Genomic DNA, 26,289 nt, shown 5'->3' on the forward strand with positions numbered 1-26,289 from the left:
CTCTTCCGCCGCACCATAGGCTGGTGCCATTGTTAGAAAAAATATAATGTTCAGCACGAATTATTCACTTAAACAGAACGATTATGGGAACCGCACCATGCCGGACCTGAACTATCACCACCTGCGCTACTTCCGGGTGGTGGCGCACACAGGCCACCTGACCCGCGCCGCCGAGACCCTGAATGTGTCGCAGTCCGCCCTGTCGGCGCAGATCCGCCAGCTGGAAGAGCGGCTGGGACAGGCGCTGTTCGAGCGCCGGGGCCGGGCCCTGCACCTGACCGAGGCCGGGCGGATCGCGCTGGACCATGCCGATGCCATTTTCGCTGCCGGGCACGAGCTTCTGGCCACCCTGAAGCAGACCGGAGAGGCCCGGCGGGCGGTGCGGATCGGCGCAATTGCCACCCTGTCCCGCAACTTCCAGCTCCGGTTCCTGCAACCGGTGCTGGGGCGCAGCGATGTGGAGGTGATCCTGCATTCCGGCAGCGGGCCGGATCTGCTGGGGGCGCTGGCCGACCTGAACCTTGATGTGGTGCTGACCAGCCAGCCGCCGCAGCCGGAAGCCCGGACCGCCTACACCCTGTCCCCCAGCCCCTATGTGGTGCAGCCGCTGGACCAGCAGCCCGCCAGCCTGATCGGGGTGCCCGGCCTCTGCCCGCCGGGGGAGCCTGACCTGCGCCGCCTGCTGGCGGACACGCCGCTGATCGTGCCGACCCGGTCGAGCGGCCTGCGCATGGCCTTTGATGCGCTGGCGGCGCGGCTGGAGATCCGGCCGCAGTTTGCCGCCGAAGTCGATGACATGGCGATGATGCGTCTGCTGACGCGGGAAGGGATCGGGCTGGCGGTGCTGCCGCCGATTGTGGTGCAGGACGAACTGAAAAGTGGCCTGCTGAGCGAAGTCAGCCGCCTGCCCGGCATCTCTGAAACGTTCTATGCGGTGACAACGCCCCGCAAATTTCCCAATCCGGTGGTGCAGGACCTGATCCGTCAGGCCGCCCAGCCGGGGTAACGCCGGGCCGTGACCGGAGCCCTACCCATGCGCCTGCCTGCCATCGCCCTGTCCTGTCTGCTTCTTCTGTTTCCGGAGATGGCAGAAGCCGCCTGCCGGGTGCCCCCGGCCCCGGCGTCTTCGGTGCCCAAAAGCGACAGCGGAACCGGCTGCCCGGCCGGATACCGCCCCACCGGCAGCACCTGTCTGCCCGGCACAGGGGCCCGCCCGGCGCTGCCAAAACCGGAGGCCGAGAGTTGCCCGGCCGGCTATACCGCCAGCGGTGAGTTCTGCGTCGCCGGAATCGCCGCCTGCCACATCCTGCGCAAATCCGGCCCCTGCCCCGATGGCTACCGCGCCAGCGGGCGGGCGTGGTGCGTCAGCGGCTGATCAGCCCCACCGCCGCAGCGCCTGCGTCAACCGGTCCAACCCGGCCTCATCCGGCAGGCCGAAACGCAGCTGATCCGGGCGGCTGTCAAAACGGCGCACCAGAATCCCCTGCCGCCCCAGCCCCTCGTACACCGCCTGCGCCTGCGGGTGGGCATACAGCCGGAACAGGGTGGTCCCCCCCACCAGCCGGAACCCGGGATCACTGCCCAGCACCACCGCATCCAGCCGGGCCGCCAGCGTCGCCAGCCGCTGCCGCATCACCGCCGCCCAACCGTCATCGGCATAGGCCACGGCGGCACAGCGCAGCGCCGGGCCGCTGACCGCCCACGGGCCGATCAGGTCCGACAGCGCCGCAATCACCGGTGCCGCCCCCAGCGCCACCCCCAGCCGCACCCCGGCCAGACCGTAAAACTTGCCGAAGGAGCGCAGCACGATCAGCCCGTCGGTTCCGGCCCGGTTATCCACCGCCGTCGCGGGATCACTGTCGGCAAAGGCCTCGTCACAGACCAGCAGCCCGCCCTGCGCCGCCAGCGCCGCCCGCAGGCGTTCCAGCACCGCCGCCGACAGCACCCGCCCGGTCGGGTTATCCGGGTTGACCACCACCAGCACCCGCAGGTCCGGCGGCAGCACCGGAACCGGACAGGCCGGATCAAACAGCGGATGGTCAATCCCGACCTCCTGCACCGCATAACCGCCCAGTGCCCAGCAGCGGGCGTGTTCGGCATAGGTGGGGCCGAGGATCCATACGGTTCCGGCGTCTTCGGCCCGGCGGTCGGCCCGCCGCCACGCCAGCGGCAGCATCTGGATCAGCGCCTGTGATCCCGGGGCCAGACAGACCGCCGCTTCCGCCGCCGCGCCATAGGCCCGGCGGGCCGCCTGCTCCGCCGCCTGCTCCAGATCGGCATCGGGCAGGCGGGTCCAGTCATCAGCGGGGAACACCGGCAGCGGATAGGCAAAGGGATTGATCCCGGTTGACAGGTCCAGCCAGTCCGCCGCCGCCACGCCAAAGCGCGCCGCCGCCGCCGTGCGGTTGCCGCCGTGGTCAGTCACCGCACCGGCACCAGAAAAGGGGGCGTTCATCGGCCTGTCCTCCGCTACCCTGCCAAAGTCACCCAGCCTTATACCCAGCGGAAGCGCCGTCGGCCACCCTCTGCACCCCTGTTCCGCCCAAAAGAAACGGCGGCTGACAGGTCGCCCCGTCAGCCGCCGCACGGTCACAGCCATCAGGCTGTGTTATGCCGAACGCAGGGTCTTCAGGAACCCCGCCATCTGCTCCTGTAGCGTCCTGGCGTGGTCGGTCAGGGTGCCGGACAGCTTCAGCAGGCCGTCGGCATCCTGTTCCGTCTGCCCCGCCGCTGAGGCCACATCAGAGATGATCTCCGTCACCTCCTGCGTCCCGGCGGAGGCCTGCGCCACGCTCTGCACGATTTCCCGCGTCGCCTCGTCCTGCTGGTTGATGGTCACCACGATCGACTGCGAGGCTTCGCTGATCGCCCCGATGGCCTGCACCACCGAGGAAATCGCCCGCACCGCCCGCATGGTGGTGCCCTGAATCGCCGACACCTGCTGACCGATCTGGGCGGTGGCGGCCCCGGTCTGGGTGGCCAGCGCCTTCACTTCATTGGCAACCACGGCAAAGCCCTTGCCGAGATCTCCGGCCCGGGCCGCCTCGATGGTCGCGTTCAGAGCCAGCAGGTTGGTCTGCCCGGCAATCTGGGAAATCAGGTCAACGATGGTGTTGATCCGCCCCGCCGCCACGTCCAGTTCGGTGATGATATCCGACGCGACCTGTGCCTCGCCGACCGCCGCCTGCGCCCGGTCTGCCGAGAAATCGACCTGACGGGAGATTTCGCCGACCGACGCGCCCAGTTCCTCCGCCGCCCCGGCCACCGCCGCAACGTTGGTGGAGGCCTGTTCCGCCGCCGCCGACACCGAGGTGGACTGCCGCAGGGTCGATGCCGCCGAATCCGACATGCCCCGGGCCGACTCATCCATGCGCTGCGCCGCCTCCGACACCGCCCGCGCCGCCGCGCCAACGGTCTTTTCCAGTTCCTCCGCCATCTGGCGCAAGGCTTCCTTGCGGCGGGCCTCGCCATCGCGGCGGGCCTGTTCCGCCTCGTCCTCCAGCGTCCGGCTGCGGATCAGGCTGTCTTTGAACACCGCCACCGAGCGGGCCATTTCCCCGATCTCATTACCGAAAGTGGTATAGCCGACGTCCGCCGACAGATCCCCCGCCGCCAGCGCCCGCATGGTGCCGTTCAGCCGCGACAGCGGAATGCTGATGCCGCTGCGCACCATCGTCACCCCCGCCACCACCAGCAGCGCCGTGGCCAGCAGGGCGGCACCGGAAATATACACCCCCTGCCAGGCATCGGTGCGCACGTCTTCCGCCCGCGACACCATCTCGTTCAGGGCATCACTGGCCAGATCGACGATTTTACCGCTGTTGGCAGTATCGCGGGGCTGAAGGTCCTTAATCTCAATCCCCGGGGCACGGCCATCGGCCAGCGCCTCGTGCAGGGCCTTGGCATCGTCCCACGCCTTGCCGGTGAAATTGCTGTCATCCGCCTTCTGGAACGACATCTTCAGTGACGGCGGCAGGCCCGGCGAGGCCATCGCCTCCCGCACGCCGTTCCACAGCACCAGTGCCTTACCGCGGTCCTCGAAAGCGGCGCGGGCCTCCTGCGGGGTCCACGATTTTCCGCCCGCCACCATGCGCTGCACATTGCCCATCAGGCCGCCCAGCTGCACCCGGGTGGCCCAGGCACCGCGCTTGACCACCAACAGGCTGTCAACCAGCGTGTCAGCACCGAAAATCCCCATATCCACCGCATTGGAGGTGGCGGTCAGCGCCGTCAGAAAATCCTGATACAGGGCCTGCGACTGCGGGTACGACGACGCAGTGCGGGCCGACCGGGGCACGGTCAGATCCTGATCAAACTGCTTCTGCGCCGCCACCATCGCGTCGTGGGCCTTTTGCAGGTCCGCCAGCGTGGCGATCGCCTGCGTCCGTCCACTGGCGCGGACCTTTTCCACCACAGCGGCATAACCCTCTTCCACCGCCTTGCGGTATCCGGCAACGGAGTCCCGGTGGGCCTGACTGGCGGCATTTTCCGCCACCAGACCGGTGCTGAGGACGCCGCGTTCAAGGCGGGTGTTCAGCAGGGTGTCCAGCAGGGTCCGGCTGGCCTCGGAGGAGATCAGGATGACCTGCGCATTGTTTTTACGGGCCCAGGCCCCGGCAAGATCAATGCCGCCGTAAATCAGCGCCACGCAGCCGATCGCGGCGAGGAACAGGCCGACGACGGCCCGGATGGATAATGTACGCATATGAATATCCCCGACAATGCTCCGGGGCCGATCCTACTACATTCTTTCTATAATGTGGAAATATTTAGCAATAATATTTCAATAAAGTAAAATATTATGCATATTATGCAAAGAGTGCCCCGCTTTCAGGCGGAAAACTCCCCTCCCTGCCTTACCGGCCTACCGGCGGCTGCAAGACCACCTCCCACAGGGCCTTGGGCAGGCCAAAGCGCAGACTGACCCGGTGGCGGCGGTGCAGCACCCGCCATCCGGAAAACAGATCCTCCAGATCCGCCGCACTGACAAACCGCTTCGGGCTGCCATGCACCCGGTACAGGCCGGGTTCGATCCGCCGGTGCCCCATCAGCCGCCCCAGCGCCCCGTAACAGACATCCCGGCTGGAATTCAGGCGGCACACCAGCAGCCCGTCCGGCCCCAACACCCCGGCGGCGCGGTCAATCAGCACCCGGGTCTGCTCCCGCCGGAAATAATGCAGCGACAGGCTGGCGAGAATCACCCCAGCCCGCTCCAGCGGCCACGGGTCACACAGATCCTGCTGCACGAAGGTGGCCTGCGGCACCCGCCGCCGCGCCTGCGCCAGCAGATCCGCCGACAGGTCCAGCCCGGTCACCGTCAGCCCGGCGGCGGTCAGCACCGCCGTGTCATCGCCCCAGCCACAGCCCAGTTCCAGCACCGGCTGCCCGCTGGCATGGCGGATGATCTGCGGCAACCATGGCTGCAACCAGGAATCCCGCCGCCGCGCCACGCCGACCATCCGATGCACTGTCGCCTTCATTCGCTTTTCCCCCACAGGGTGCGCCACACGGCCTTGGCCCCGTCCTTGATCTGACGCGCCGTTTCCGACACCGAAAACGCTCCGGCCTGCCGGTTCAGCCGGTCCAGCTGATGCTGGCGGGCGGCATCCCGCGCCGCCGCAATCTGCTGCCACAGCGCGTCCACATTCCAGACCTCCCCGGCGGTACAGACCGCCACCGCCTCCCCGGACTCCGGCAGGCCGAGATCCTGCGCTGCCGCCGTCAGCGCCTGCGCAATCGCCTGCGCCTTCGGGCGCGGGTCGCTGCCATCCAGAACATAGGGCGGCGCCCACTCCCGGCGGGGGCTGAGCAGGTCAACATGGGTCAGCACCAGACGCACCGGCGGCAACGGCACCCCGGCAGCCTCCGCCTGACGGCGCAGGGCCTCCAGCGCCTCGCGGTCCGCCGCCCGCCCGGGGTCGGACGCCGCCACCACCCACAGGATCAGGTCAGCCCGGGCCGCCTCCGCCGCCAGCGCGGTTTCGCCGCGCCCGTCATGGCCCAGCCCCGGCAGATCGGCCAGCACCAGACGCGGCCGCTCCGGCTGATCCAGATGCAGCACTCCGGTACCGTCGCGTGACGGCGACACCCCGGTGCGGCGCTGCACCGTCTGCGCCAGCGCATTCAGCAGGCTCGATTTTCCGGCGCTGACCTGCCCGGTCAGCACCACCCGCACCGGATGGGCCAGATCGGTGGCGGCCCCGGCGGCATCGGCCTCCGCCAGCGCCCGCAGGTCCGCCGCCGACAGCCGCAGCCGCCCGGCGTAGAGGTCAATCGCCGCCCGCCCGGTTTCCCGCACCAGCATCTGCGTCAGCTGGCCCTGCATCCGCGCCGCCAGATCCCCGGTCAGGCTGCCCATCAGCGCCTCGCCGGTTTCGCGCAGCACCGCCGCCAGCGGATTGCTGACCAGCGCCGTCGCCCGGCGGGTGGTCTGCACCGCCGTCCACACCGTTTTCACGGTGTCGCCGTGGGCGTCATACAGATCCCACGCCTTCAGCAGCGTTGACACCCGCACATGCTGCACCGCCGGAATATGCCGCAGCCCGGCACGGCGCAGATCCTGCGCCACCCGTTCGGTCAGCAGCAGCAGCTCCGGCAGGGTCAGCCGGTAGCGCGCATCCTTTTCACCGGGGTAATAATGAGCCGCCACCGCATCGACCGTGCCGCGCATCAGCCCCAGCGCATCGTCCCACAGGTCCTTTGACGGCTGCAACGGCGCGGCGGTCAGCGCCTGCGTCTCCACCACCGCCCATGCCGCCTGTTCCTGCGGGCCCCAGCCCAGCGTTGCCGGGCTGGCCTGCGCCGCCAGTTCCGCCGCATCCGCCGCCGCCCGCCGCCGGATTGCCAGCCGCACCGCAAAGGCCCCGGCCCCCGCCGCCAGAACCCCCAGCGCCCACAGCCACAGCCAGCCCTGCTGATACATCCACACCAGCCCCGGCGGCAGCAACGCCAGCCCCGGTACCGCCATCAAAATCAGCAACACCGCTTCCCGCCAGTAACGGCGGCGCAGGGAAGGAACGGTAGACATCGGCAGGCAGATCCGGACACGGGAAGAGAGATGCCCCAGACTTCTGTCGCCATCACCGGAGAGTCAAGGGAATGTCCAAGGGAGAATCTCCCGATGGCTCCGCCAGCAAACGTAAAAACCTGCGGGCTCTGCCCGCTGGCTTCGCCAGCAAACGTAAAAATCTACGGGCTCTGCCCGCTGGCCCGCAAGGAGGCACAGCCTCCTTGACCTCCCCTTTGCTCAGAACAGCATAGGAAAAGAGCCGCAGGCGACCCGCCCCCTCTTGAAAAAACAAGGTGAAGGAGGCCAGGCCTCCTTCCGGGTGCAGGGCAGAGCCCTGCTATTCTGTTAAGCCCCTCCGGGGCATCGGGCAGAGCCCTGCTATTCCGTTCAGCCCCATTTAACGGGAGGACGGCGCTTCCTCCAGCCCAGCCAGCAACTTGCCGAGCAGTATCGAAAGCTGATCCTGTTCCTCCGCCGTCAGGGGGGAGAGGACGGCGCGCTGCACGGCGACGTGGCGGTCAACCAGACGGTCGATCAGGGCCAGACCGGCGGCGGTCAGGCCGACGAGGGTGCCGCGCCGGTCGTGTGGGTGGGGGCGGCGTTCCACCAGCCCCAGCCGTTCCAGCCGGTCAATGCGGTTGGTCATGCCGCCCGACGACACCATCAGCGCCCCATACAGCGCCGTCGGGGTCAGGGCATGCGGCACACCGGAGCGGCGCAGGGTGGCCAGCACATCAAACTCCCCCCGGTTGAGGCCATGTTCGCCATAGACCGGCTCCAGCCGGAAGGTGCGGATGCGGTGAAGCAGCTCCGACATCCGGCCCAGCGGCAGCATCGAGGAGGCATCAAGCTCCGGCCGTTCCTGCGCCCACTGGGCAACGGCCCGGGCGGCGCGGTCCGGCAGCGGGGCGGGATCGGTGACGGCGGCAGGCCGGGTGATGATGATTTCCGTCCGCTCCGGCGCTGGGGTGTCAGTCATATCGGGCCTCCGAAGATATCTTGACGTAAAGATACTTTTGATCGAGATAAGAGGGCAACCCCTTTTGCCTCCCCTTCAAGGCTCCCCCCGATCATGACCTCCCCTCCCGCCCCCCGCCGGGCTGATCTGCTGCTGATGGCGGCCATCATCCTGCTCGGCCTGAACCTGCGCCCGGTGCTGGCCGCTGTCGGCCCGCTGCTGGATACCCTGCAACAGGCAACCGGACTGGGCGACAGCGCCGCCGGACTGCTGACCACTCTGCCGGTGCTGGCGATGGGCATCGGGGCACTGGCCGGAGCCACCCTGCACCGCCTGACCGGCACCAGCCGGGGCGTTGCCCTTGGTATCACCGTCATTGCCGGGGCCTGCGCCCTGCGCGGCGGGCTGGGGCAGACCCCGCAGAGCGGGCTGGGCCTGATCCTAACCGCCGCCCTCGCCGGGCTGGGGATCGCGCTGGTGCAGGCGCTGCTGCCCGCCGTGATCAAGGGGCGGTTCCCCGACCGCGCCGGAACCCTGATGGGCCTGTATACCACCGGCATCATGGGCGGGGCGGCCCTTGCCGCAGCCTCCGCCGCGCCGCTGGGGGCAACGCTCGGCTGGACCGCGACGCTGGCACTGTGGTCCCTGCCCGCTGCTGTCGCCCTGCTGCTGTGGCTGGCGGTGCGCCCGCAGGACCCCACAGCACCCGAACGCCGGGCCGCGCCGCGCATGCCGCTGCCCCTGCACAGTGGCCGGGCGTGGCTGCTGATGGCTTTCTTCGGCATTGGCACCGGGGGCTACACGCTGGTATTGGCGTGGCTGCCGCCCTACTACACCGCCATGGGCTGGTCAGCGGCGGACAGCGGCCTGCTGTTGGGCGGCATGACGCTGACCGAGGTTGCCGCCGGACTGGTGGTGTCTGCCATCATCGGGCGCTTTCCCGACCGCCGCCCGCTGCTGCTGACGGTGCTGGGGCTGATGCTGGCCGGACTGGGGCTTCTGGCCTTCGCCCCGGCGCTGGCGGTGCCTGCGGTGCTGCTGGCCGGGCTGGGGATCGGCGCGCTGTTCCCGCTGTCGCTGATTGTCACGCTGGACCACGCCCACACCCCGCAGCAGGCGGGCAGCCTGATGGGCTTTGTGCAGGGCGGCGGTTACATCATCGCCAGCATCATGCCGGTGCTGGCCGGGGTGATCCGCGAGGCCGCCGCCAGCCTGACCCATGCGTGGACGGTGATGATCGCCGCCACCGTGGTGCTGCTGGTCATGGCGCTGCGGTTTTCTCCCGCATCATCCGCTTTGCCTCTTCGTAAGCCTGCGTAAAGGCAGCCCGCACGGCGGCCTCGTCCACCGCCCGGCCCTCACGGCGGGCGGAGAGGTAGACGCAGGCCGCCTGCCCCAGCGCATAGACCACCGCCCCGGCGGCCAGCGCGTTCAGCGCCCCGGCCACCACGGTCCCGGCCACCGGAATCAGCTTGGCGGCCTCCCGCGCGCCATATCCGGCACCGATGCCCAACAGGGTGGCGGTGCCCAGCGCCGCCCCGAACTCCGCCAGCCGGGACCGGGTCCAGTCCTCGCCAAAGCGCCCGGCCAGCGCCCGCAGCAGCAGCGCCGCCGTACTGACCAATCCACCCACCCCCAGATAGGGCACCGGCACCGCCCCGGCGGCGGCGGCGCTGAGGGCATAGCCCCGGATCAGCGGCGCGGCGGCGGCGGTGATGGCGGCACTGTCATCGGCGGCGGCGGCCTGCTCCTGCCGCAGACAGTGGCCGATCCCGGCATCACACAGCGCCTGATGCAGGGCCTCCAGCCCGAACACCGGATCGGAGAACCCGTCTTCCGGCAGGGTAAAATCCACCGGCACAAAGTGCGGGGCCGGGCCGGGCAGACCGGAGAACAGTGCCCGCTGCTCCCGCAGGGCCAGCCGCAGCGGGTCCGGCACGCTGGCATCCGCCTCGCCGCTCACCGGATCATAGGGGTATTCCGCCGGATGATCAGCCCCACGCGGATACAGGGTGTGCAGGCCGGTCTGGGCCACCACCAGCGGCCACTGGCGGCGGCGGCGGTCGGCCCGGATCTCCTTCAGCACCGCCAGCACCGCCGCCTGCTTGGGGTCATTGACCTTGGCCACCACCAGCAGCACATGCGCCTGATCGCGGGCCAGTGCCAGATCCTCCGCCGGGTCATACCCCGCCTCGCCCAGCCCCCGGGTATCCAGAAACCGCAGCAACGGGGCCTGCGGCGGCCAGTCATAGACCACCGAAGCCCGGGTGCAGGGGCGGATGCCGTCCCCCACCTGCGCCCGGCTGTCCCCGGTCAGCGCGGCAATCAGCGAGGTCTTACCCGATCCGGTGCGGCCCAGCAGCCACACCACCGGCGGCGCCCTCTCCCCGGAGGACGCGGCAACCTCCGGCTCCGGGGCCAGCACCGCCGCCGTCAGCCGGTCCCACCAGTCCATACCCTGTCCGGACAGGGTTTCCTTCAGCCGGTCCCAGATCATGGTGTGCCTTTCTCCGTCAACGGTTCCTTCCAGATAAGCAATTCCCCCACCGCTTTCCAGCGGTTAGAGTCGCCCGCCCCCTCTCCCGCTGCCGGAAGGACCGCCCGCCATGCTGCCGCTGCCCACCCTTGGCCTGATCCTGCTGATTGTCACCCTGATGTCCGGCGGACAGGTGCTGTTCCGGCAGGTCGGCCTGATGATGGAGGCCGCCGGATCGGGCCGCGACCCCAAGGCCCTGCTGCTGCTGGGCTGCGGCATTGCCCTGTTCCTCAGCACCACGGTGATGTGGGTGCATGTGCTGCGGACGGTGCCGCTGCCGAAGGCCTATCCGTTCATGGCGCTGGCCTTCCTGCTGGTGCCGGTGTTCAGCGTGGTGGCTTTTGGTGACACCCTGTCGCCGCGCTACCTGCTGGGGGCGGCGCTGATCGCCGGGGGGATTGTGGTGATCACCGCAGGCTGAGTGCCTTCCCGGCCAGATTCCGCTACGATGATGATCCTTTTCCCCCTGCGGACCCAACGATGACCGACCCCACCGCCCTGCCCTTCGATACGCTGACGCTGGCCTTCGATCTGGCCCCGGTCGGCCTGTGTGTGTCGCAGCACCGGGTGATCCAGCGCTGTAACGAAGCCTTTGCCGCCATGTTCGGCTACAGCGTCGAACGGCTGGACGGCGAGAGCATGGCGATCCTGTATCCGTCACAGCAGGAATTTGAGAATGTCGGGGCACGCGGCTATCAGGCGATGCTGGAAACCGGGCACTACACCGACGAACGCATCATGCGCCATGCCGATGGCCGGATGTTCTGGTGCCACGTCGCCGGGCGGTCGCTGGACCAAAGCAGCCCGTTTGCCTGCGCGGTGTGGATGTTCGAAGATATTTCCGCCCGCCGCCCGGCCAACCTTGACCTGACCCGGCGGGAGCGGGAGGTGGCGCAGTTTCTGGTGACCGGCCAGAGCAGCAAGCAGATTGCCAAACACCTGAACATCAGCCCGCGCACGGTGGAAGCCCACCGCGCCCGCCTGATGGGTAAACTGGGCGTCGCCTCCGCCCCGGAAATGATCGCCCGGCTGATCGGGGCGGTGTAACTCCCCACATCCGCTGAGCCCCCGAAAAACACCGTACAACTACGATAGCGTATCCCTACGACTGGAGCCGCAGTTTCCCCGACGGTAGCCTGAAGCCAACAGAAAAACAGGACCACGGGAGGATACACCATGACCGCTGCCCTTATGGGCCGGGCCCACAGCCGTCCCGGCACAGCGGACACGGCCCGCCCTGCCCCGCTGACCCCATCCGCCCCCGGCGACATGCAACCCGATGCCGGGGGTGCCGCGCCATGAACATCGCCGCCCTGCTGGCCCGCACCGCCGCCCACAGCCCGGAAGCTCCGGCCCTTTTCTCCGGCACCGTTGCCGTCGCCACCTATGGCCGTTGGGCCGACCGGTCTGCCCGGCTGGCCGCAACCCTGCGCGCCCCGGTGGAACACGGCGGCTACGGGTTGATCACCGGCGACCGCGTCGCCCTGTTCATGACCAACAGCCCGGAGTATCTGGAGGCCCTGTTCGGTGTGCTGTGGGCCGGGCTGACCGTGGTGCCGGTCAACGCCAAGCTGCACCTGCGGGAGCTGGCCTATGTGCTGGAAAACTCCGGGGCCGCCGTACTGATGCTGACGCCGGATCTGGCCGCCGGTCCGGTCTCCGGCCCGCACCATACAATCGTCACCGCCACCCCGGCGTGGGACGCCCTGTTCTCTGCCCCGCCGCTGCCGCTGCACCATCGCGACGGCGCGGACACCGCATGGCTGTTCTATACCTCCGGCACCACCGGCACCCCGAAAGGGGTGATGATGACCCACCGCAATCTGATGGGCATGACCTCGTGCTATTTCAGTGACGTGGATAGCGTAGATCCGGCCGATGCCATCGTCTACGCCGCGCCGATGTCGCACGGGGCCGGGCTGTATGCCTTTGCCCACGTTCTGGCGGCGGCCCGCCATGTCATCCCGGCGTCAGGCGGGTTTGATCCGGCGGAGCTGTGCGCCCTGTCGCAGTCTGTCGGGCGGCTGTCGATGTTCGCCGCCCCGACCATGGTCAGGCGGCTGGTCGATCACATCGCCGCCACCGGGGCCGATCCGTCGGGCTTCAAGACCATCGTCTATGGCGGCGGGCCGATGTATACCGCCGATCTGGAACAGGCGGTCACCGTGATGGGGGACCGCTTCGTGCAGATCTACGGGCAGGGCGAATGCCCGATGACCATCACCGCCCTGCCGCGCCGGGTGCTGGCCGACCGCAGCCACCCGCGCCGGGCGGAGCGCATGGCCTCCGTCGGCTTTGCCCAGTCGCTGGTCGAAGTGGCGGTCTGCGCCCCGGACGGGCGGTTTCTGCCCCCCGGCGAAACCGGCGATGTGGTGGTGCGCGGCGATGTGGTGATGGCCGGATACTGGAACGCCCCCGAGGCCACCGCCAGGACCATCCGCGATGGCTGGCTGTGGACCGGCGATGTCGGCAGCCTCGATACCGATGGCTTCCTGACCCTGAAAGACCGCTCCAAAGACGTCATCATCTCCGGCGGGTCCAACATCTACCCGCGTGAGGTCGAGGAAGTGCTGCTGCGCCACCCGCTGGTGCAGGAGGTCTCCGTCATCGGCCGCCCCGACCCGGAGTGGGGCGAAACCGTCATCGCCTTCGTCGTCGGCACCGCCCCGCCGCAGGAACTGGACGCCCTGTGCCTTGACAACATCGCCCGCTTCAAGCGCCCCAAGGACTACCGCTTCGTCGATGCCCTGCCGAAAAACAACTACGGGAAAGTGTTGAAGACCGCCCTGCGGGATTGGGTGTAGCCCGCCGGCCGCATCGGCTTTGCCGACAGTCAACCCCCGTCGGCCTTGCCGACATCGCAAGGCAAATGGGCTTTGCCCACACCCACCAAGGGCCATTGGCCCTTGGATCCCGTTTTTTGGGGCCATTAGCCCTTGGATCCCTGCTTTTCTGACTTTTCCTGAGAAAATCCTATCGAGGTGAAGGAGGCCGCGCCTCCTTCCGGGTGCAGGGCAGAGCCCTGCCATTCCGTTCACCCCCTCGGGACATCCGGAGTCTCAGACCGTTTTGATCCGGGTCAGGAACACCTGCACCGCCCCGGTCAGGCCGACCGCCTGATCGGACAGCATGCCAACCGCCTCCAGCACCTGCACCGAGGCGGTTTTGGTCTCCTCCGCCACCGTGCTGACCCCGGCAATGCTGGAGGCGACCATGTCGGTGCCCCGGGCGGCGGCATTGACGTTTTCCGAAATCTCCAGCGTCGCCGCCGTCTGCTGCTTCACCGCCGAGGCAATCGCCGTTGAGATTTCGCTGATTTCGCCGATGCGCTGGACGATACCGGCAATGGCACCGACCGCAGCCGTGGTCTGCATCTGCACACTGGCAATCTGGCGGCCGATTTCCTCAGTCGCGCGCCCGGTCTGGGTTGCCAGATTTTTCACCTCGTTGGCCACCACGGCAAAGCCCTTGCCGAGATCCCCGGCCCGCGCCGCCTCGATGGTGGCATTCAGGGCCAGCAGGTTGGTCTGGCTGGCAATGTCATTGATCAGGCTGACCACATCGCCGATCCGCGCCGCCGTCGCCGACAGGTCCCGCACCACGCCGGTGGTCCGCTCGGCTTCCTCCGCCGTCAGGCTGGCCACATCGCTGGCCCCGATCACCTGACGGCTGATCTCACGGATGGAGGCACTCAGCTCCTCGCTGGCCGAGGCCACCGTCTGCACCGCGCTGGTGGCTTCCTCGGTGGCGGCAGCGACGGCAGCGGCCCGGGTGCTGGCCTGTTCCACCTGCACCGTCATGCCCCGGGCGGTCCCGGTCAGCTGACCGCAGGCCTCCTTCACCGCCGTCAGCGTCACCGACACCTCCTGATCAAAGGCTCCGGCCAGGGCTTCCAGCGCCTGCGCCCGCTCAATCCGGCGGGCCTGCGCGGCTTTTTCCTGTTCCTCCAGCGCATGGGCACGGATCAGGCTCTGACGCAGCTGTTCTGACGCCCGCGCCACCATCCCGATCTCGTCTTTCGCCGCCAGAGCCGGGATCCCGATTTCCAGACGTCCGGCGGCCAGATCCTGCACCGCCCCGGTGATCGCCCGCACCGGCAGGACGATGCTGCGGGCGATTGCCGCCGCAAGGCCAATGACCATCACCGCCACCACGCCCAGACCGGCCCCGGTCAGCAGCAGTTCGCGTTCAACGGCCTCCACCTTGGCGGTGATCTGGCCGATCAGCCCGGCGGCCATATGATCCTCTGCTTTCTTCAGCTGACCGATCCGCGCGGTCATCAGGTCAAACCACCCGCTGCCGGTCGCCCCCTGAAGGGTGCCGGTGAACGGGCTGCTCAGGGCCTCCTCCCGCAGGGAAGCAGTCTTTTCCAGCCCCGGCGCGCTTAAGGCTGCCGCCAGAAAATCCCGCTCCTCCGGGGTTGCGTATTCCGCGAACAGATGCAGATACGCATCCTCACGCGACACATGATCGGAGAACGCCAGATAAGCCGGGGCCTCGAAGCGGCCGTTGGTGAAGGCCACCGCCCCGATCGCCCGTTGCAGGCCGGACCGCTCCTTCACCCGCAGCAGACTGGAATAGGCCAGAATGCCCCGTACCACGGCGGCATCATTGCCGATCAGGGCCATGTCCTCGATCAGCTGGATCATCCCGGCCGTCATACCGGTGTAGGCTTTTGCCGCCTCGCCCCCTGTCCGGCTCAGGCGGTCAACCTCCGTCCGCAGGGCCGTCAGATGATCCACCCCTTGCCGGACCGCGCGGAATGTCTGCTCGAAACCGGTACCGTACTCCTGCGGGGCAATCTCCGACAGGGCCTGACCCACCCCGGAAAGGACCCTGTCGGTCTCCGCCCGCGCCGCCTTCAGGGCTTCGGCCTGCGCCGTTCCTCCGGCATTCAGGAAGCCGACGCTTACCCCGCGCTCCAGTTGCAGGGCATGAACCCCGGCCCCAAGGAGCGGGGCCTTGGTCGTCAGCGCCGCCACATGCCGCAGGTCACTGCGCAGGGCCAGATCACCGGCAACCTTGCTGCCCCCCAGCCACAGAATGACCAGAAACGGCAGCATCGACAGAAACAGCAGCCTGCTGCCGACGGAAACCCGGGTCAGCAGCGGCGCTGCCTGATGGCGGAAAAGAACAGCTGAGTCCTGCACACCGGTTACTCCCCCCTGCGCTGCATTGCAGCATTATTTCTTGAGTCTTCATGACCGGGAAGCGGTGCCCCATGCCTGCCCCCGGCAGAGGAAAAGCGGATCAGGAGGGAGGGAAACCCCCGCAACCTGATCCGGTTTCTTCCCGTTCATTTAACCCAGAGGCAGAATGGACCGGCAAGCAGGAAATAATTTTAGACAATATTTTATCAATTCTCTTATTTAGAATTATTACATGAACTAACTTTCAAAATTTCTCCATGACGGATGGTAAAAATATCAGAAGAAAATAATCTCCGTTCTATTTCAGAAGCACTGATCTGTAGACGTCTTAGTCAACGCCTGCTGTTCCGGCAGTTCCGCCCCGCACCTCTGCGGGATCAGTCGGCAACCACCGGCTCCGGCTTCGGCCCTGCCGCCTGCTTCGGGCTGCGCAGCAGCAGCACCAGCGGAATGGTGATCAGGGACAGCACCATCAGCAGCAGAAAATCATCAACGTAGGCAATGATCACCGCCTGATGCGTCACCAGCCCGTCCAGTGCCGCCTGCCCCGCCGCCGTTGCCGGGTTGAAGGCACGGGCAAACACCGGCTGTTCCAGAATGCGGTTGAACGGGGTCAGGTGGGCGGCCAGCTCGGCATGATTGACCTGCGTATTGCTGGTCAGCAGCGCCGCCATCACCGAGATCCCCACCGCCGAGCCGATATTGCGCGACAGGTTATACAGTCCGGTCCCTTCCGCCCGCCTGTGCAGCGGCAGGGTGGCAAAGGTCACCGCCGACATCGGCACGAACAGGAACCCCAGCCCGGCCCCCTGCACGAAACCGACCCAGACGATGGTCTCGGCGGACACATCCGGAGTCCAGCCGGACATCGCATACATCGCCCACGCCGTCATCGCCATGCCGGTGGCCAGCAGCAGCCGGGTATCGACCTTGCCGATCAGCCGCCCGACCACGAACATGAACACCATGGTGCCCAGCCCGCGCGGCCCCATCACCAGCCCGGCGGTGACAACCGGATAGCCCATCAGCGATTCCAGATACGGCGTCATCAGCGCCAGCGATGCCAGATAGGTAATGCCGATGGTGAAGATGAAGATCAGCCCGACGACAAAGTTGCGGTCGCGGAACAGCGACGGATCGACAAAGGACCGCCGCGCCGTGGCGGTATGGACCAGAAACAGATAGGCCGCCACCGCCGTCAGCAGCGCTTCCGCCTGAATTTCGAGGGAAGAAAACCAGTCCAGCTGCTGGCCCCGGTCGAGAAACATCTGCAACGCCCCGATGGTCACGCTCAACAGCCCGAAGCCGACCCAGTCCAGCCGGGCCGAGGCATCGCGGACGGTTTCCTTGACGAAGGCCGACAGGCCCAGCACCGCCAGAATGCCGATCGGCACGTTGATGTAAAACACCCAGCGCCAGCTGGTGTTTTCCGTCAGCCAGCCGCCGATCACCGGCCCCAGCACCGGGCCGACCATCACCGACACCCCGAACAGCGCCATCGCCTTGCCGCGTTCCTGCGCCGAATACAGGTCCAGCAGAATGGATTGCGACAGCGGCACCAGCGCCGCCCCGCACAGCCCCTGCAACAGCCGGAACCCGACGATTTCCGGCAAGGACTGGGCAATGCCGCACAGCACCGAGGCAATGACGAAGCCGATCACCGACCCCATCAGCACCCGTTTGCGGCCAAAACGCCGAGCCAGAAAGGCCGACGGCGGGGTCATGATCGCCGCTGCAACGATGTAAGAGGTCAGCACCCAGTTGATCTGGTCAGCACTGGCCGCCACCGCCCCCTGAATGTAGGGCAGCGCCACATTGGCAATGGTAGTGTCCAGCGCCTGCATGATCACCGCCAGCGTCACGCAGGCGGTGATCATGCCCCGGTGCGCCACGGGCTGGAACCCGCCCGCCGGGACCGGCGCGTCAGCCATGATCGCCACCGAACGGCAGGCCGCGCACATGGCCGGTTTCCACTTCCACCGTCGCCGACATGCCGACCCGCAGCGGCGGCAGGTCAGCCGAGGTGTCAATGCGCACCCGCACCGGAATCCGCTGCACCACCTTCACCCAGTTACCACTGGAATTCTGGGCCGGCAGCAGCGACAGGCTGGCGCCGGAGGCCGGGCTGATGCTGTCCACCGTGCCGTGCCAGACGGTGCCGGGATAGGTATCGACCGTCACCGCCACCGGCTGCCCGGCATGTACCCAGGTCAGCTCGGTTTCCTTCGGCTGGGCATCAATCCACACATGGTCGGTCGCCACCAGACTGAAAGCCGGAGTCGCGGCGGGCAGCGCCTGCCCGACTTGGAGCGAGGGCACCCGTGTCACCACCCCGGCCATCGGGGCACGCACCACGGTATGGTCGAGCTGCCGCTGTGCCTCATCCCGGGCGGCAACCGCATCGCGGTAGGCGGGATAGGTTTCCACATCATCACCGGGGCGGCCATCCAGCCGGGCCGCCATCGCCGTGCCCTGCTGGATCAGCGACGCCAGCTTCAGCTGCGCCGTCTGCGCATCATGGCGGGCGTCATCAAAGGCGGAACGCGGCGTGGTGTTGGTGTTGACCAGCTGGCGCTTGCGTTCCAGCTCGTTGGCGTAATAGGCAATATCGGCCTGTGCCCGCTGGATCTGGGCCTGAAGATCGCGGTAATTGGCCTGATCGGCCAGCAGATCATTGCGGGCCGTTTCAATCTTCATGTCCGCCCGCTGCAACGCCAGCCGGAACGGCAGGTCATCCAGCCGGAACAGCACCTGCCCGGCAGCCACCGGCTGGTTTTCCTGCACATCGACGCTTTTCACCAGACCGGACACATCGGTGGACACCGCCACCATATCCGCCTGCACATAGGCGTTGTCGGTGGACATCACCGCCCCGCCGGTGGCGTAAACATAGGTTCCGGCGGCAAGGGCCAGCGGCAGCGCCGCGAACAGGGCAAGGCGCAGACGGTCCACGCCGCCACGGGCGGGCAGGACGGCGGCAGAGGCAGAAGAATCAGTCATGACGGGGGAGTCCGGCGTTTGTTCGGGGGAGGGTCAGGCAGGGGAGTCTTCAGAGCGATCCGGCAGCACCGCCGGGGGACGGGTGCAGGCTTCCAGCAGATTGGATTTCATCAGCAGCAGGGTCTCGGCGAAAAGCTGACGCTGGTCAGGGCTGAGCCCCTCCAGCGCCTCGTTGCGGGTGATCTCGCCCAGCGACAGAATGGAGGCCAGCAGCGGGCGCGCCGCCTCGGTCAGGTACAGTTCCCGCACCCGGCGGTCCGACGGGCTTTTGCGCCGTTCCAGCAGGCCCCGGCCTTCCAGCCGGTCGAGGATCGGAACCAGCGTGATCGGCTCCACGTCGATCAACTCCGCCAGTCCGCCCTGATGGATGCCTTCACAGCGCGACAGATAGGCCAGAACCTGACACTGGGCCCGGGTCAGGCCAAGGTCGCGGGCGTTCTGCTCAAAGCGCCGCCGCAGCATCCGGGCCACTTCGTGCAGCAGAAAACCAAGAGAGGGGCGCAGGTCCTGCGGCATCTGATGCGTATCCATATTATAAGGGTCCTTATCATATGCACCCCTTTTCAGTTTCCGGCAAGGGCCGGACCCATGCAGGCCCTGCACAGGGGGATGCCGGAATTGCAGATCTTGCCGCTTGACGGCCCCGTCCTCGCGTTGTACCAATCGGTACAAGAAAACATCCTCCCCGGAAAGTCCTCCCCATGCGCCATCACGTCCGTTTTGTGCTGCGCCGGCACCAGCCGCGCCAGAAGCCCCATGCCGTGCTGAAGGCCGGACTCGGTGGGGCCGTCGCCATCCTGATCATTTCCGCCCTCAGTCAGGCCACCGGCAACCCGTGGCTGATGGCCCCGTTCGGCGCCACCTGCGTGCTGCTGTTCAGCGCCCCGACCAGCCCGCTGTCGCAGCCAGCCAACGTGGTGTTCGGGCACATGCTGGCGGCCGCGATCGCCTTCGGGGTGATGGCGGTCCTGCCGGTGACGTGGTGGAGCATCGCCATTGCCGCCGGTCTGGCGATTGCCGCCATGGCAGCCCTGCGCATCACCCACCCCCCCGCCGGGGCCACCCCGCTGGTGGTGATGGCCACCGCCCCGGGCCTGAGCTTCCTGCTGTTCCCCACCCTGCTCGGCAGTATCACGCTGGTGGCGGTGGCCATGCTGTTCCACCGCCTGCCGCCGGTCACCGTCTATCCGCTGAGGGACTGATGCCGCCGCGCGCCCACGATCCCGCCGCCCTGCTGATGCAGCTTGCCGCCGTGTTCCGTGACCACGGCTTTGAAGGGGCCAGCATGGCCCGGATCTCCGCCGCCACCGGACTGGGAAAAGGCAGCCTCTACAATGCCTTCCCCGGCGGTAAGGACGAAATGGCGGCCAAAGTTCTGGCGATGATTGATGACTGGTTCGAGGCCGAGGTCTTCACCCCGCTGCGCGCCACCGACACCCCGGCGGCGGCGGCGGTGGGGGCAATGCTGGATGCCTGTCAGGGCTACTTCTGGTCCGGCGGGCGGATCTGCCTGCTCGGGGCCTTTGCCCTGTCCGACACCCGGGACCGCTTTGCCGCCGCCATCAGCGGCTATTTCCTGCGCTGGCAGCAGGCCCTGACCGCCGCGCTGATCCGCCTGCCGCTGCCGGAGGATCAGGCAGCGGCCCTGTCGGAAGAAATGCTGTCGCGGATTCAGGGCGGTCTGGTGCTGGCACGGTCGCTGAACGACCCCGCCTGTTTCGTGCGGGAGCTGGACCGCCTGCGGGCCCGGCTGGCCGCCCCCTGAGACTCAGTCGCCCGGCGCCGTGGCGACGGTCACGGCTGCTCCGGCGGCGGCCAGTTCCGCCACCCGGGAATCGGTCAGCGGCGCATCGGTGACCAGATGCCAGACGGCGGGCAACGGTGCCCATGCCGATTGCTCCGACCGGCCAAGTTTGGTGGAATCGGCCAGCACCACCACCTCCCGCGCCTGCTGCATCATCAGGCTTTTCAGCGCCACCTGATCGAGACTGGCCTCACACAGGCCGCGCCCGGCGACAACACCATCGGCACTCATGAACACCCGGTCGGCGGTGATCCGCCGCAAGGCCTCCATCGCCAGCGGGCCGACCGTGCCCATGCTGGTGCCGCGCAGGGCCCCGCCCAGCACGATCACCTCAATCCCCGGCTCCGCCGCCAGCACCGGCAGCAGGGCAAGGTTGTTGGTGACCACCCGCAGACGGCGGCCTTTCAGCAGCTGACCCAGCGCCAGCACGGTGGACCCGGCATCAAGGATCAGGGTTTCCCCGTCCTCCACCCCGGTCAGGGCAGCGGCGGCAATCGCCCGCTTCTGGCTGCCCTGCTCGGTCTGGCGTTCGGTCAGGGTGGTTTCCGCCGCCGGAGCCGCCAGAATCGCCCCGCCATAGGTGCGGCGGACGGCATTTTCCTCCGACAGGCGTTGCAGGTCGCGCCGCACGGTGGAGGGCGACACCCCAAAGCGCAGGGCCAGCCCGGCGACATCGGCCTCGCCGCTTTCCAGTGCTGCCAGAAGAAGTGCCCGCCGCTGCCTGCTGCGCATGCTGCCTCCACAAAAAGTGCGGTGAAATGCCCGACCGTTCCAGAGACCGGCGCGGGCTCAGCCGCAGGCCCCGCATCCGGGGCTGCCGAAACCTCTCTAGACGATCCGGGAAAAAAGGGGAATGAAAAGAAGGCATCCCTTCCGGATATCCTGCTGACTCCGCCTTTTCCGGCAGTCCCCGTCCGACACCTGGGGCGGATAACGCAGAAACCGGCGGGGGACGCTCACCCCCGCCGGTTCCGTCATAACAGCATCCCGGAGCATCCCGGCGGGCCGGTCAGCGCGGGGCCAGATCCACCGCCTGCCGCAGCGCCTCGATCAGGCTGCGTTCGTCAGCCACGCCGGTTCCGGCGATGTCAAAGGCGGTGCCATGATCGACCGAGGTGCGGATCACCGGCAGGCCGACCGTCACATTGACCCCGGCTTCCAGCCCCAGCACCTTGATCGGGCCGTGGCCCTGATCGTGGTACATCGCCACCACCAGATCATAATCCCCGCGCCCGGCGAGGAAGAACAGGGTGTCAGCCGGCAGCGGGCCGTGCACATCCCAGCCTTTGGCCCGGCAGGCCGCCACCGCCGGGGTGATCTTCACCGCCTCTTCCCCGCGCCCGAACAGGCCGTTTTCCCCGGCGTGCGGGTTGATGGCACAGACGCCGATCTTCGGGTTGGCAATTCCGGCCTTGACCAGCACATCATGGCCCCGGGTGATGACCCGTTCGACCAGACCCGGTTCGATCTTTTCAATCGCATCCAGCAGGCCGATGTGGGTGGTGACATGAATCACCCGCAGCTTCGGCGAGGTCAGCATCATCGACACTTCCGGGGTGCCGGTCAGATGGGCCAGCAGCTCGGTATGGCCGGGGAACTTATGCCCGGCGGCGTGCAGGGCCTCCTTGTTCAGCGGCGCGGTACAGATGGCCTGCACCACCCCGGACAGCACCAGCGCCGCCGCCTTTTCCACGCAGCGGTAGGCGGCTTCCCCCCCGGCGGCGGAGACCTGCCCGAACGGCAGATCCTCCGGCGTCACCTTCAGGTCAAGGCACTGCACAGCCTTCTGCGGAAAGCGGGCCTCCGTCGCATCTTCCAGCGCCACCACCGGCAGGGTCACGCCGGTGATCGCCGCCGCCCGGCGCAGGCGGGCGGCATCGCCGACCACCAGCGGGTTGCACAGGGCATGCACATCCGGCCGCGCCAGCGCCTTCATGATGATTTCCGGCCCGATCCCGGCGGGATCACCCATGGTGATGGCAATGGTCGGCAGGGCTGGCACGGCAGAACGGGTCATGGCACTCATTGACAGGTTTCCTTTTACAGCCCCATCCCCCAAAGCGGGATCCGGCTTTGTGTCACGACAGGGCAACAGAACGGAGGGCCGGGCCGTCAGGCCCCGCCCCCAAGGCGTACGGCACGCAGGCGGGCGGCAATCCGGCCCAGACAGTCCTCGTCCCCGAAGGCTCCGGCCTTGGTGACCAGCGGCAGGGAAACCCCGCCAAGGGTCAGGCCCAGCGCCACCCCGGGTTCCAGTTCTTCCAGCAGACGGATGCCCCGCACCCCGAAGGCCGCCAGCAGCGCCGAGGCGGTTTCGCCTCCGGTGGCGGCCAGCGCCCCGACCGACGGCAGCGCCGGAGTCAGGGCCTCTGCCAGCCGCCGGGCCAACTGCGGCCCCAGCGACAGGTCGGGTTCGCCATGCATCTGGAGTTCCACCAGAACATCCTGACCGGCAGCCAGCTGGCTCTGCACCTGCTGGCACAGGGCGGCATCGCCGTCCGGACCGGCGAGGAGAGCGTCAGGCTCCACCGGCACAAAGTGCATCGCCCCGGCGGCGATCAGCCGGCGCACCCCGGCGCGGGAGGCCGCCGCCAGAGACCCCACCACCATCAGCGTGCCATTGGCCGAGGCCAGCGGCGGCACCGGATCGGCCTGCGCCGGATCCCCGGCTTCCGCCGCCAGCGCATGGGCCAGACCGGCACTGCCGATGAAAAAGGTTCCCGGAGAGGCGGGCAGACTGGCGCGGGCAATCCGGCGCAGATCGTCTTCGGTCTCGGCATCGCAGACCGCCACGGAGGCCGGGCCAGAGGCCAGATCCATCAAAGTGTCCCGCAGCAGCGCCCCGCTGCCCCGGATCACCGCCAGCGGCACCACGGCGGCGGCCACACCGGCCTCCGCCATCACTGCCACCAGCCCGGCGCTGGCGTAGCTGTGATCGCGCCGCCAGACCTCCGCCTCCTCCAGTGGGCGGCCGTTGACCATCACGTGCCCGTTGGTGGTGGTGCGTCCGGTGGCCGGGAAGGCCGGGGCGAGAATCCCGAAGGCCCGGCCCCGCACCTGCGTCAGCACCTCCAGCGTCGCGGCGGTTTCCGCCGCAGGCTGGCCGCGCAGGGTGGAGTCGATCTTCTTCAGCAGGATCCGGTCCGGCCCCAGCAGGCGTAACAGGGCCTGCCGGTGCCGGTCCGCCGCCGCCGGGGCCGTCAGGCCCCGGCTGTCCGCATCATAGGACACCACCGGCCCGGTGCCGCCCCCGTCCTGCCCCCAGCTGACCACCGCCCCGGCACCGCGCTGCGCGAAGGCAATCGCACAGTCCGCCGCCCCGGTCAGGTCATCGGCAAGCACAAGCCAGCGGGTCGCCATCCTCAGTGCCCCTTCACCGCAGGGGCTGCGGCGTCCGCGCCCTCTTCGTCGCTGCCGTCCCCTTCCGGGCGGCCGAAGGTCTTGGCGGTCCACGCCGTCAGCACCGGCACCGCCACCGCCGTCACCACCACGCAGGCGGCAACCAGCACGGTGGCCGCCGGAGCGGCCTCGGCATAGGCCGGATTGGCCGATGCCACAATCGCCGGAACCGCCGCCGCATTGCCCGCCGTCGAGGCCGCCGCCACACCGGCAACCCCGGTGCCGCCGGTCAGGCGGTCAGCGAAGAACAGCGGAATTCCGGTGACGATCACCACACCCACGCCCATCAGCAGGCCCAGCAGACCGGCGTGCCAGACCTTCGACAGGTCAAGCCCGGTGCCCAGAGCAAAGGCGAAGAACGGAATCAGCACCGGAATCGCCTTCGACAGGAAGGCGCGCATCTCGCGGTCCAGATTGCCAAGGATCATGCCGATCACCAGCGGCAGGATCGCCCCGACCAGCGTCTGCCACGGGAAGGCGGCCAGACCGGCAACCCCCAGCGTGACCATGGTCAGGAACGGGCCGGATTCCAGTGACATGATGGTATAGGCCCCGACATCACGCGGGCGGCCATACTGCCCCATCAGCGCCATATACAGGCCGCCGTTGGTGTCATTCATCGCCGCCACGATCGCCAGCGTCGACAGCCCGGCGAAAGCCCCCGCCGCCACCGGGCCTTCGCCCAGCAGCTTGCCGAACACCACGCCCAGCAGAATCGCCACCCCGACCTTGACCGCAAACAGGGTGCCGCCCTTTTTGACGATGTAGGGGGTGGCCTTGAAATCAATGCTGGCGCCCATGCAGACGTAGAACACCGCCAGAATGGTCAGCGACCCGGAAAACAGCGCCCCGGTGAACGACCCGAAGAATTTCGGCGTCCCCGGGAAAAAGGTGGTGATCAGCGCGCCCAGCAGCAGCGGCACCACCATCATGCCACCGGGAACCCGCTCCATGCCCCGCTTGATCGGAATCTGCACCATTGTTTCCTCCCTGCGCACAACGCGCAATTTTCTTAAGTTTCGCATCGCAATATCGGTTTATTGCCCTGCAAAACTGCTCACAATGGTCATCATGAAACCATAATTGCTTATTATGCGCAAATTGAATCCGCAGATCTGCGCAGAATGCGCAAAAGCCGCCCGGGATCCCCGGACGGCTTCTGTACTCTGGTCTTCCACCCACAGGCGGGGAAGATACCGGAAGGATTATCCCGCCACTTCGGCGGCCACGGTCGCCGCCGCCCAGTCCAGCCACGGCAGCAGCGCCGCGACATCGGCGGTCTCCACCGTCGCCCCGGTCCAGATGCGGATGCCGGGAGGGGCATCGCGGTAAGAGCCCAGATCAAACCCGACCCCTTCGGCATCCAGCAGCGCCACCAGACGCTTGGCGGCCTTGGTCTGGGCTTCCGCCGACAGGGCGGTGAACCACGGGGCGGTGATGGTCAGGCACACCGAGGTGCAGGACCGGGTGTTTTCCACCACCGGCAGGAACGAGGCCCAGTCAGACCGCGCCACCCACTCGGCCACCACCGCCAGCGAGGCTTCCGACTTGGCGATCAGGGCCTTGGTGCCGCCGATATCTTCCGCCCATTTCAGGGCGTCGATCACATCTTCCACCGCCAGCATCGACGGGGTGTTGATGGTATCGCCTTCCCAGATGCCTTCGATCAGCTCCGCACCCTTGGTCATGCGGAAAATCTTCGGCACCGGCCACGCCGGGCTGTAGGTCTTCAGGCGCTCCGCCGCCTTCGGGCTGATCACCAGCATGCCGTGGGCGGCCTCGCCCCCCAGCACCTTCTGCCACGACCACGTCACCACATCCAGCTTCTGCCACGGCAGATCCATGGCAAACACCGCCGAGGTGGCATCGCAGATCGCCAGCCCGTCGCGATCATCGGCAATCCAGTCGCCATCCGGCACCCGCACGCCGGAGGTGGTGCCATTCCAGGTGAACACCACATCGCGCGACCAGTCCGCCGCCGCCAGATCCGGCAGATGGCCGTAAGCGGCATCCATATACCGCACGTCGGTCAGCTTCAGTTCCTTGCGGATGTCGGAGGCCCAGGTCTTGCCGAAGGTTTCCCACGCCAGCACATCAACGCCCCGGGCGCCGAGCATGCTCCAAAGCACCATTTCCATCGCCCCGGTGTCAGAAGCCGGAACGATGCCGATGCGGTAATCCTCGGGGATCCCCAGCAGGGCGCGGTGGCGGTCAATCACCTCTTTCAGCTTGGCCTTGCCCGGTTTGGCGCGGTGAGACCGGCCAAGCAGCGCCCCGGACAGGGCATCCGGGGTCCAGCCCGGGCGCTTGGCGCACGGACCCGACGAGAAGTTCGGGTTGGCAGGGCGGACGGCAGGCTTGGCAGGCACCACAGCGGTCATGATCGGACGACCTCGCGTCAAGGGAGTCAAAACAGGGAGGCGCAGCATAGAC

General features: G+C 67.8%; 24 protein-coding genes. 9 read left to right on the top strand and 15 right to left on the bottom strand.

Annotated elements, in window-relative coordinates:
- Positions 1–97 precede the first annotated feature (97 nt).
- The gene (locus tag FHS48_RS15265; RefSeq protein ID WP_184264579.1) at positions 98–1,006 is read left to right on the top strand and encodes a LysR family transcriptional regulator; all 909 of its coding nucleotides are present in this window, start codon (positions 98–100) and stop codon (positions 1,004–1,006) included.
- 27 nt (positions 1,007–1,033) lie between these two features.
- The gene (locus FHS48_RS15270) at positions 1,034–1,375 is read left to right on the top strand and encodes a hypothetical protein (RefSeq protein ID WP_184264581.1); all 342 of its coding nucleotides are present in this window, start codon (positions 1,034–1,036) and stop codon (positions 1,373–1,375) included.
- Here the strand turns inward: FHS48_RS15270 and cobD are convergent, their stop codons facing one another.
- The 5 genes from cobD to FHS48_RS15295 form a co-directional block, all read right to left on the bottom strand.
- Entirely contained in the window at positions 1,376–2,455 is a 1,080-nt protein-coding gene (gene cobD / locus FHS48_RS15275) for a threonine-phosphate decarboxylase CobD (RefSeq protein ID WP_184264583.1), read from the bottom strand.
- Positions 2,456–2,608: 153 nt separating this feature from the next.
- Entirely contained in the window at positions 2,609–4,705 is a 2,097-nt protein-coding gene (locus FHS48_RS15280) for a methyl-accepting chemotaxis protein (protein WP_184264585.1), read from the bottom strand.
- A 151-nt stretch (positions 4,706–4,856) separates the two neighbouring features.
- Positions 4,857–5,480, bottom strand: coding sequence for a class I SAM-dependent methyltransferase (locus tag FHS48_RS15285; protein ID WP_184264587.1), 624 nt, complete (start codon positions 5,478–5,480; stop codon positions 4,857–4,859).
- Positions 5,477–7,027 (bottom strand): GTPase family protein, encoded by a 1,551-nt coding sequence (locus FHS48_RS20495; RefSeq protein ID WP_184264588.1) that lies wholly within the window; start codon positions 7,025–7,027, stop codon positions 5,477–5,479. Before FHS48_RS20495 ends, FHS48_RS15285 begins: the two co-directional genes overlap by 4 nt.
- A 379-nt stretch (positions 7,028–7,406) precedes the next feature.
- Positions 7,407–7,988, bottom strand: coding sequence for a MarR family winged helix-turn-helix transcriptional regulator (locus FHS48_RS15295; RefSeq protein ID WP_184264590.1), 582 nt, complete (start codon positions 7,986–7,988; stop codon positions 7,407–7,409).
- A gap of 93 nt (positions 7,989–8,081) precedes the next feature.
- On the opposite strand from FHS48_RS15295, the gene FHS48_RS15300 reads away from it, so the two are divergent.
- Positions 8,082–9,287: an MFS transporter gene (locus tag FHS48_RS15300; RefSeq protein WP_184264591.1), complete on the top strand. Its 1,206-nt coding sequence runs from the start codon at positions 8,082–8,084 to the stop codon at positions 9,285–9,287.
- On the opposite strand, the gene FHS48_RS15305 is transcribed toward FHS48_RS15300, so the two are convergent.
- On the bottom strand, positions 9,229–10,464 hold the full coding sequence (locus FHS48_RS15305; RefSeq protein ID WP_184264593.1) for a GTPase family protein: 1,236 nt from the start codon (positions 10,462–10,464) through the stop codon (positions 9,229–9,231). The two genes, FHS48_RS15300 and FHS48_RS15305, sit on opposite strands and share 59 nt — an antisense overlap.
- 109 nt (positions 10,465–10,573) lie before the next feature.
- On the opposite strand from FHS48_RS15305, the gene FHS48_RS15310 reads away from it, so the two are divergent.
- From FHS48_RS15310 to FHS48_RS15320, 4 genes are all read left to right on the top strand, one after another.
- Positions 10,574–10,924, top strand: coding sequence for an EamA family transporter (locus FHS48_RS15310; RefSeq protein WP_184264595.1), 351 nt, complete (start codon positions 10,574–10,576; stop codon positions 10,922–10,924).
- Between the two features lie 59 nt (positions 10,925–10,983).
- Positions 10,984–11,550, top strand: a complete 567-nt coding sequence (locus tag FHS48_RS20500) for a LuxR C-terminal-related transcriptional regulator (protein WP_184264597.1) — start codon at positions 10,984–10,986, stop codon at positions 11,548–11,550.
- Positions 11,551–11,679: 129 nt separating this feature from the next.
- Positions 11,680–11,805 (top strand): hypothetical protein, encoded by a 126-nt coding sequence (locus FHS48_RS20200; RefSeq protein ID WP_260402511.1) that lies wholly within the window; start codon positions 11,680–11,682, stop codon positions 11,803–11,805.
- Positions 11,802–13,307, top strand: a complete 1,506-nt coding sequence (locus FHS48_RS15320) for a class I adenylate-forming enzyme family protein (RefSeq protein ID WP_184264599.1) — start codon at positions 11,802–11,804, stop codon at positions 13,305–13,307. The genes FHS48_RS20200 and FHS48_RS15320 overlap by 4 nt, the downstream gene beginning before the upstream one ends.
- Before the next feature lie 255 nt (positions 13,308–13,562).
- On the opposite strand, the gene FHS48_RS15325 is transcribed toward FHS48_RS15320, so the two are convergent.
- The 4 genes from FHS48_RS15325 to FHS48_RS15340 form a co-directional block, all read right to left on the bottom strand.
- On the bottom strand, positions 13,563–15,653 hold the full coding sequence (locus tag FHS48_RS15325) for a methyl-accepting chemotaxis protein (RefSeq protein WP_184264601.1): 2,091 nt from the start codon (positions 15,651–15,653) through the stop codon (positions 13,563–13,565).
- Between the two features lie 377 nt (positions 15,654–16,030).
- Positions 16,031–17,584: a DHA2 family efflux MFS transporter permease subunit gene (locus FHS48_RS15330; RefSeq protein ID WP_184264603.1), complete on the bottom strand. Its 1,554-nt coding sequence runs from the start codon at positions 17,582–17,584 to the stop codon at positions 16,031–16,033.
- A complete protein-coding gene (locus tag FHS48_RS15335; RefSeq protein WP_184264605.1) occupies positions 17,577–18,653 on the bottom strand; it encodes an HlyD family secretion protein in 1,077 nt (358 codons plus the stop codon). Before FHS48_RS15335 ends, FHS48_RS15330 begins: the two co-directional genes overlap by 8 nt.
- 33 nt (positions 18,654–18,686) lie before the next feature.
- On the bottom strand, positions 18,687–19,184 hold the full coding sequence (locus tag FHS48_RS15340; protein WP_260402512.1) for a MarR family winged helix-turn-helix transcriptional regulator: 498 nt from the start codon (positions 19,182–19,184) through the stop codon (positions 18,687–18,689).
- A 170-nt stretch (positions 19,185–19,354) separates the two neighbouring features.
- Between FHS48_RS15340 and FHS48_RS15345 the strand changes: the two genes are divergently transcribed.
- The gene (locus FHS48_RS15345; protein ID WP_184264607.1) at positions 19,355–19,855 is read left to right on the top strand and encodes an HPP family protein; all 501 of its coding nucleotides are present in this window, start codon (positions 19,355–19,357) and stop codon (positions 19,853–19,855) included.
- Positions 19,855–20,418, top strand: a complete 564-nt coding sequence (locus FHS48_RS15350) for a TetR/AcrR family transcriptional regulator (protein WP_184264609.1) — start codon at positions 19,855–19,857, stop codon at positions 20,416–20,418. Before FHS48_RS15345 ends, FHS48_RS15350 begins: the two co-directional genes overlap by 1 nt.
- A gap of 3 nt (positions 20,419–20,421) precedes the next feature.
- On the opposite strand, the gene FHS48_RS15355 is transcribed toward FHS48_RS15350, so the two are convergent.
- The 5 genes from FHS48_RS15355 to FHS48_RS15375 form a co-directional block, all read right to left on the bottom strand.
- The gene (locus tag FHS48_RS15355) at positions 20,422–21,189 is read right to left on the bottom strand and encodes a DeoR/GlpR family DNA-binding transcription regulator (RefSeq protein WP_184264611.1); all 768 of its coding nucleotides are present in this window, start codon (positions 21,187–21,189) and stop codon (positions 20,422–20,424) included.
- A gap of 277 nt (positions 21,190–21,466) precedes the next feature.
- Complete coding sequence (gene pdxA, locus FHS48_RS15360) at positions 21,467–22,483, bottom strand: 4-hydroxythreonine-4-phosphate dehydrogenase PdxA (RefSeq protein ID WP_184264613.1); 1,017 nt, start codon at positions 22,481–22,483, stop codon at positions 21,467–21,469.
- An 86-nt stretch (positions 22,484–22,569) separates the two neighbouring features.
- Positions 22,570–23,817 carry a four-carbon acid sugar kinase family protein gene (locus tag FHS48_RS15365; RefSeq protein WP_184264615.1) on the bottom strand — a complete coding sequence of 416 codons (1,248 nt, stop codon included), beginning with the start codon at positions 23,815–23,817 and terminating at the stop codon, positions 22,570–22,572.
- Positions 23,818–23,819: 2 nt separating this feature from the next.
- Positions 23,820–24,836 carry a 2-keto-3-deoxygluconate permease gene (locus FHS48_RS15370; protein ID WP_184264617.1) on the bottom strand — a complete coding sequence of 339 codons (1,017 nt, stop codon included), beginning with the start codon at positions 24,834–24,836 and terminating at the stop codon, positions 23,820–23,822.
- A gap of 225 nt (positions 24,837–25,061) precedes the next feature.
- Positions 25,062–26,237, bottom strand: a complete 1,176-nt coding sequence (locus FHS48_RS15375) for a phosphoserine transaminase (protein WP_184264619.1) — start codon at positions 26,235–26,237, stop codon at positions 25,062–25,064.
- Positions 26,238–26,289: the final 52 nt, after the last annotated feature.

The sequence above is a fragment of the Novispirillum itersonii genome (assembly GCF_014205675.1).
Classification (GTDB): Bacteria; Pseudomonadota; Alphaproteobacteria; order Rhodospirillales; family Rhodospirillaceae; genus Novispirillum; species Novispirillum itersonii_A.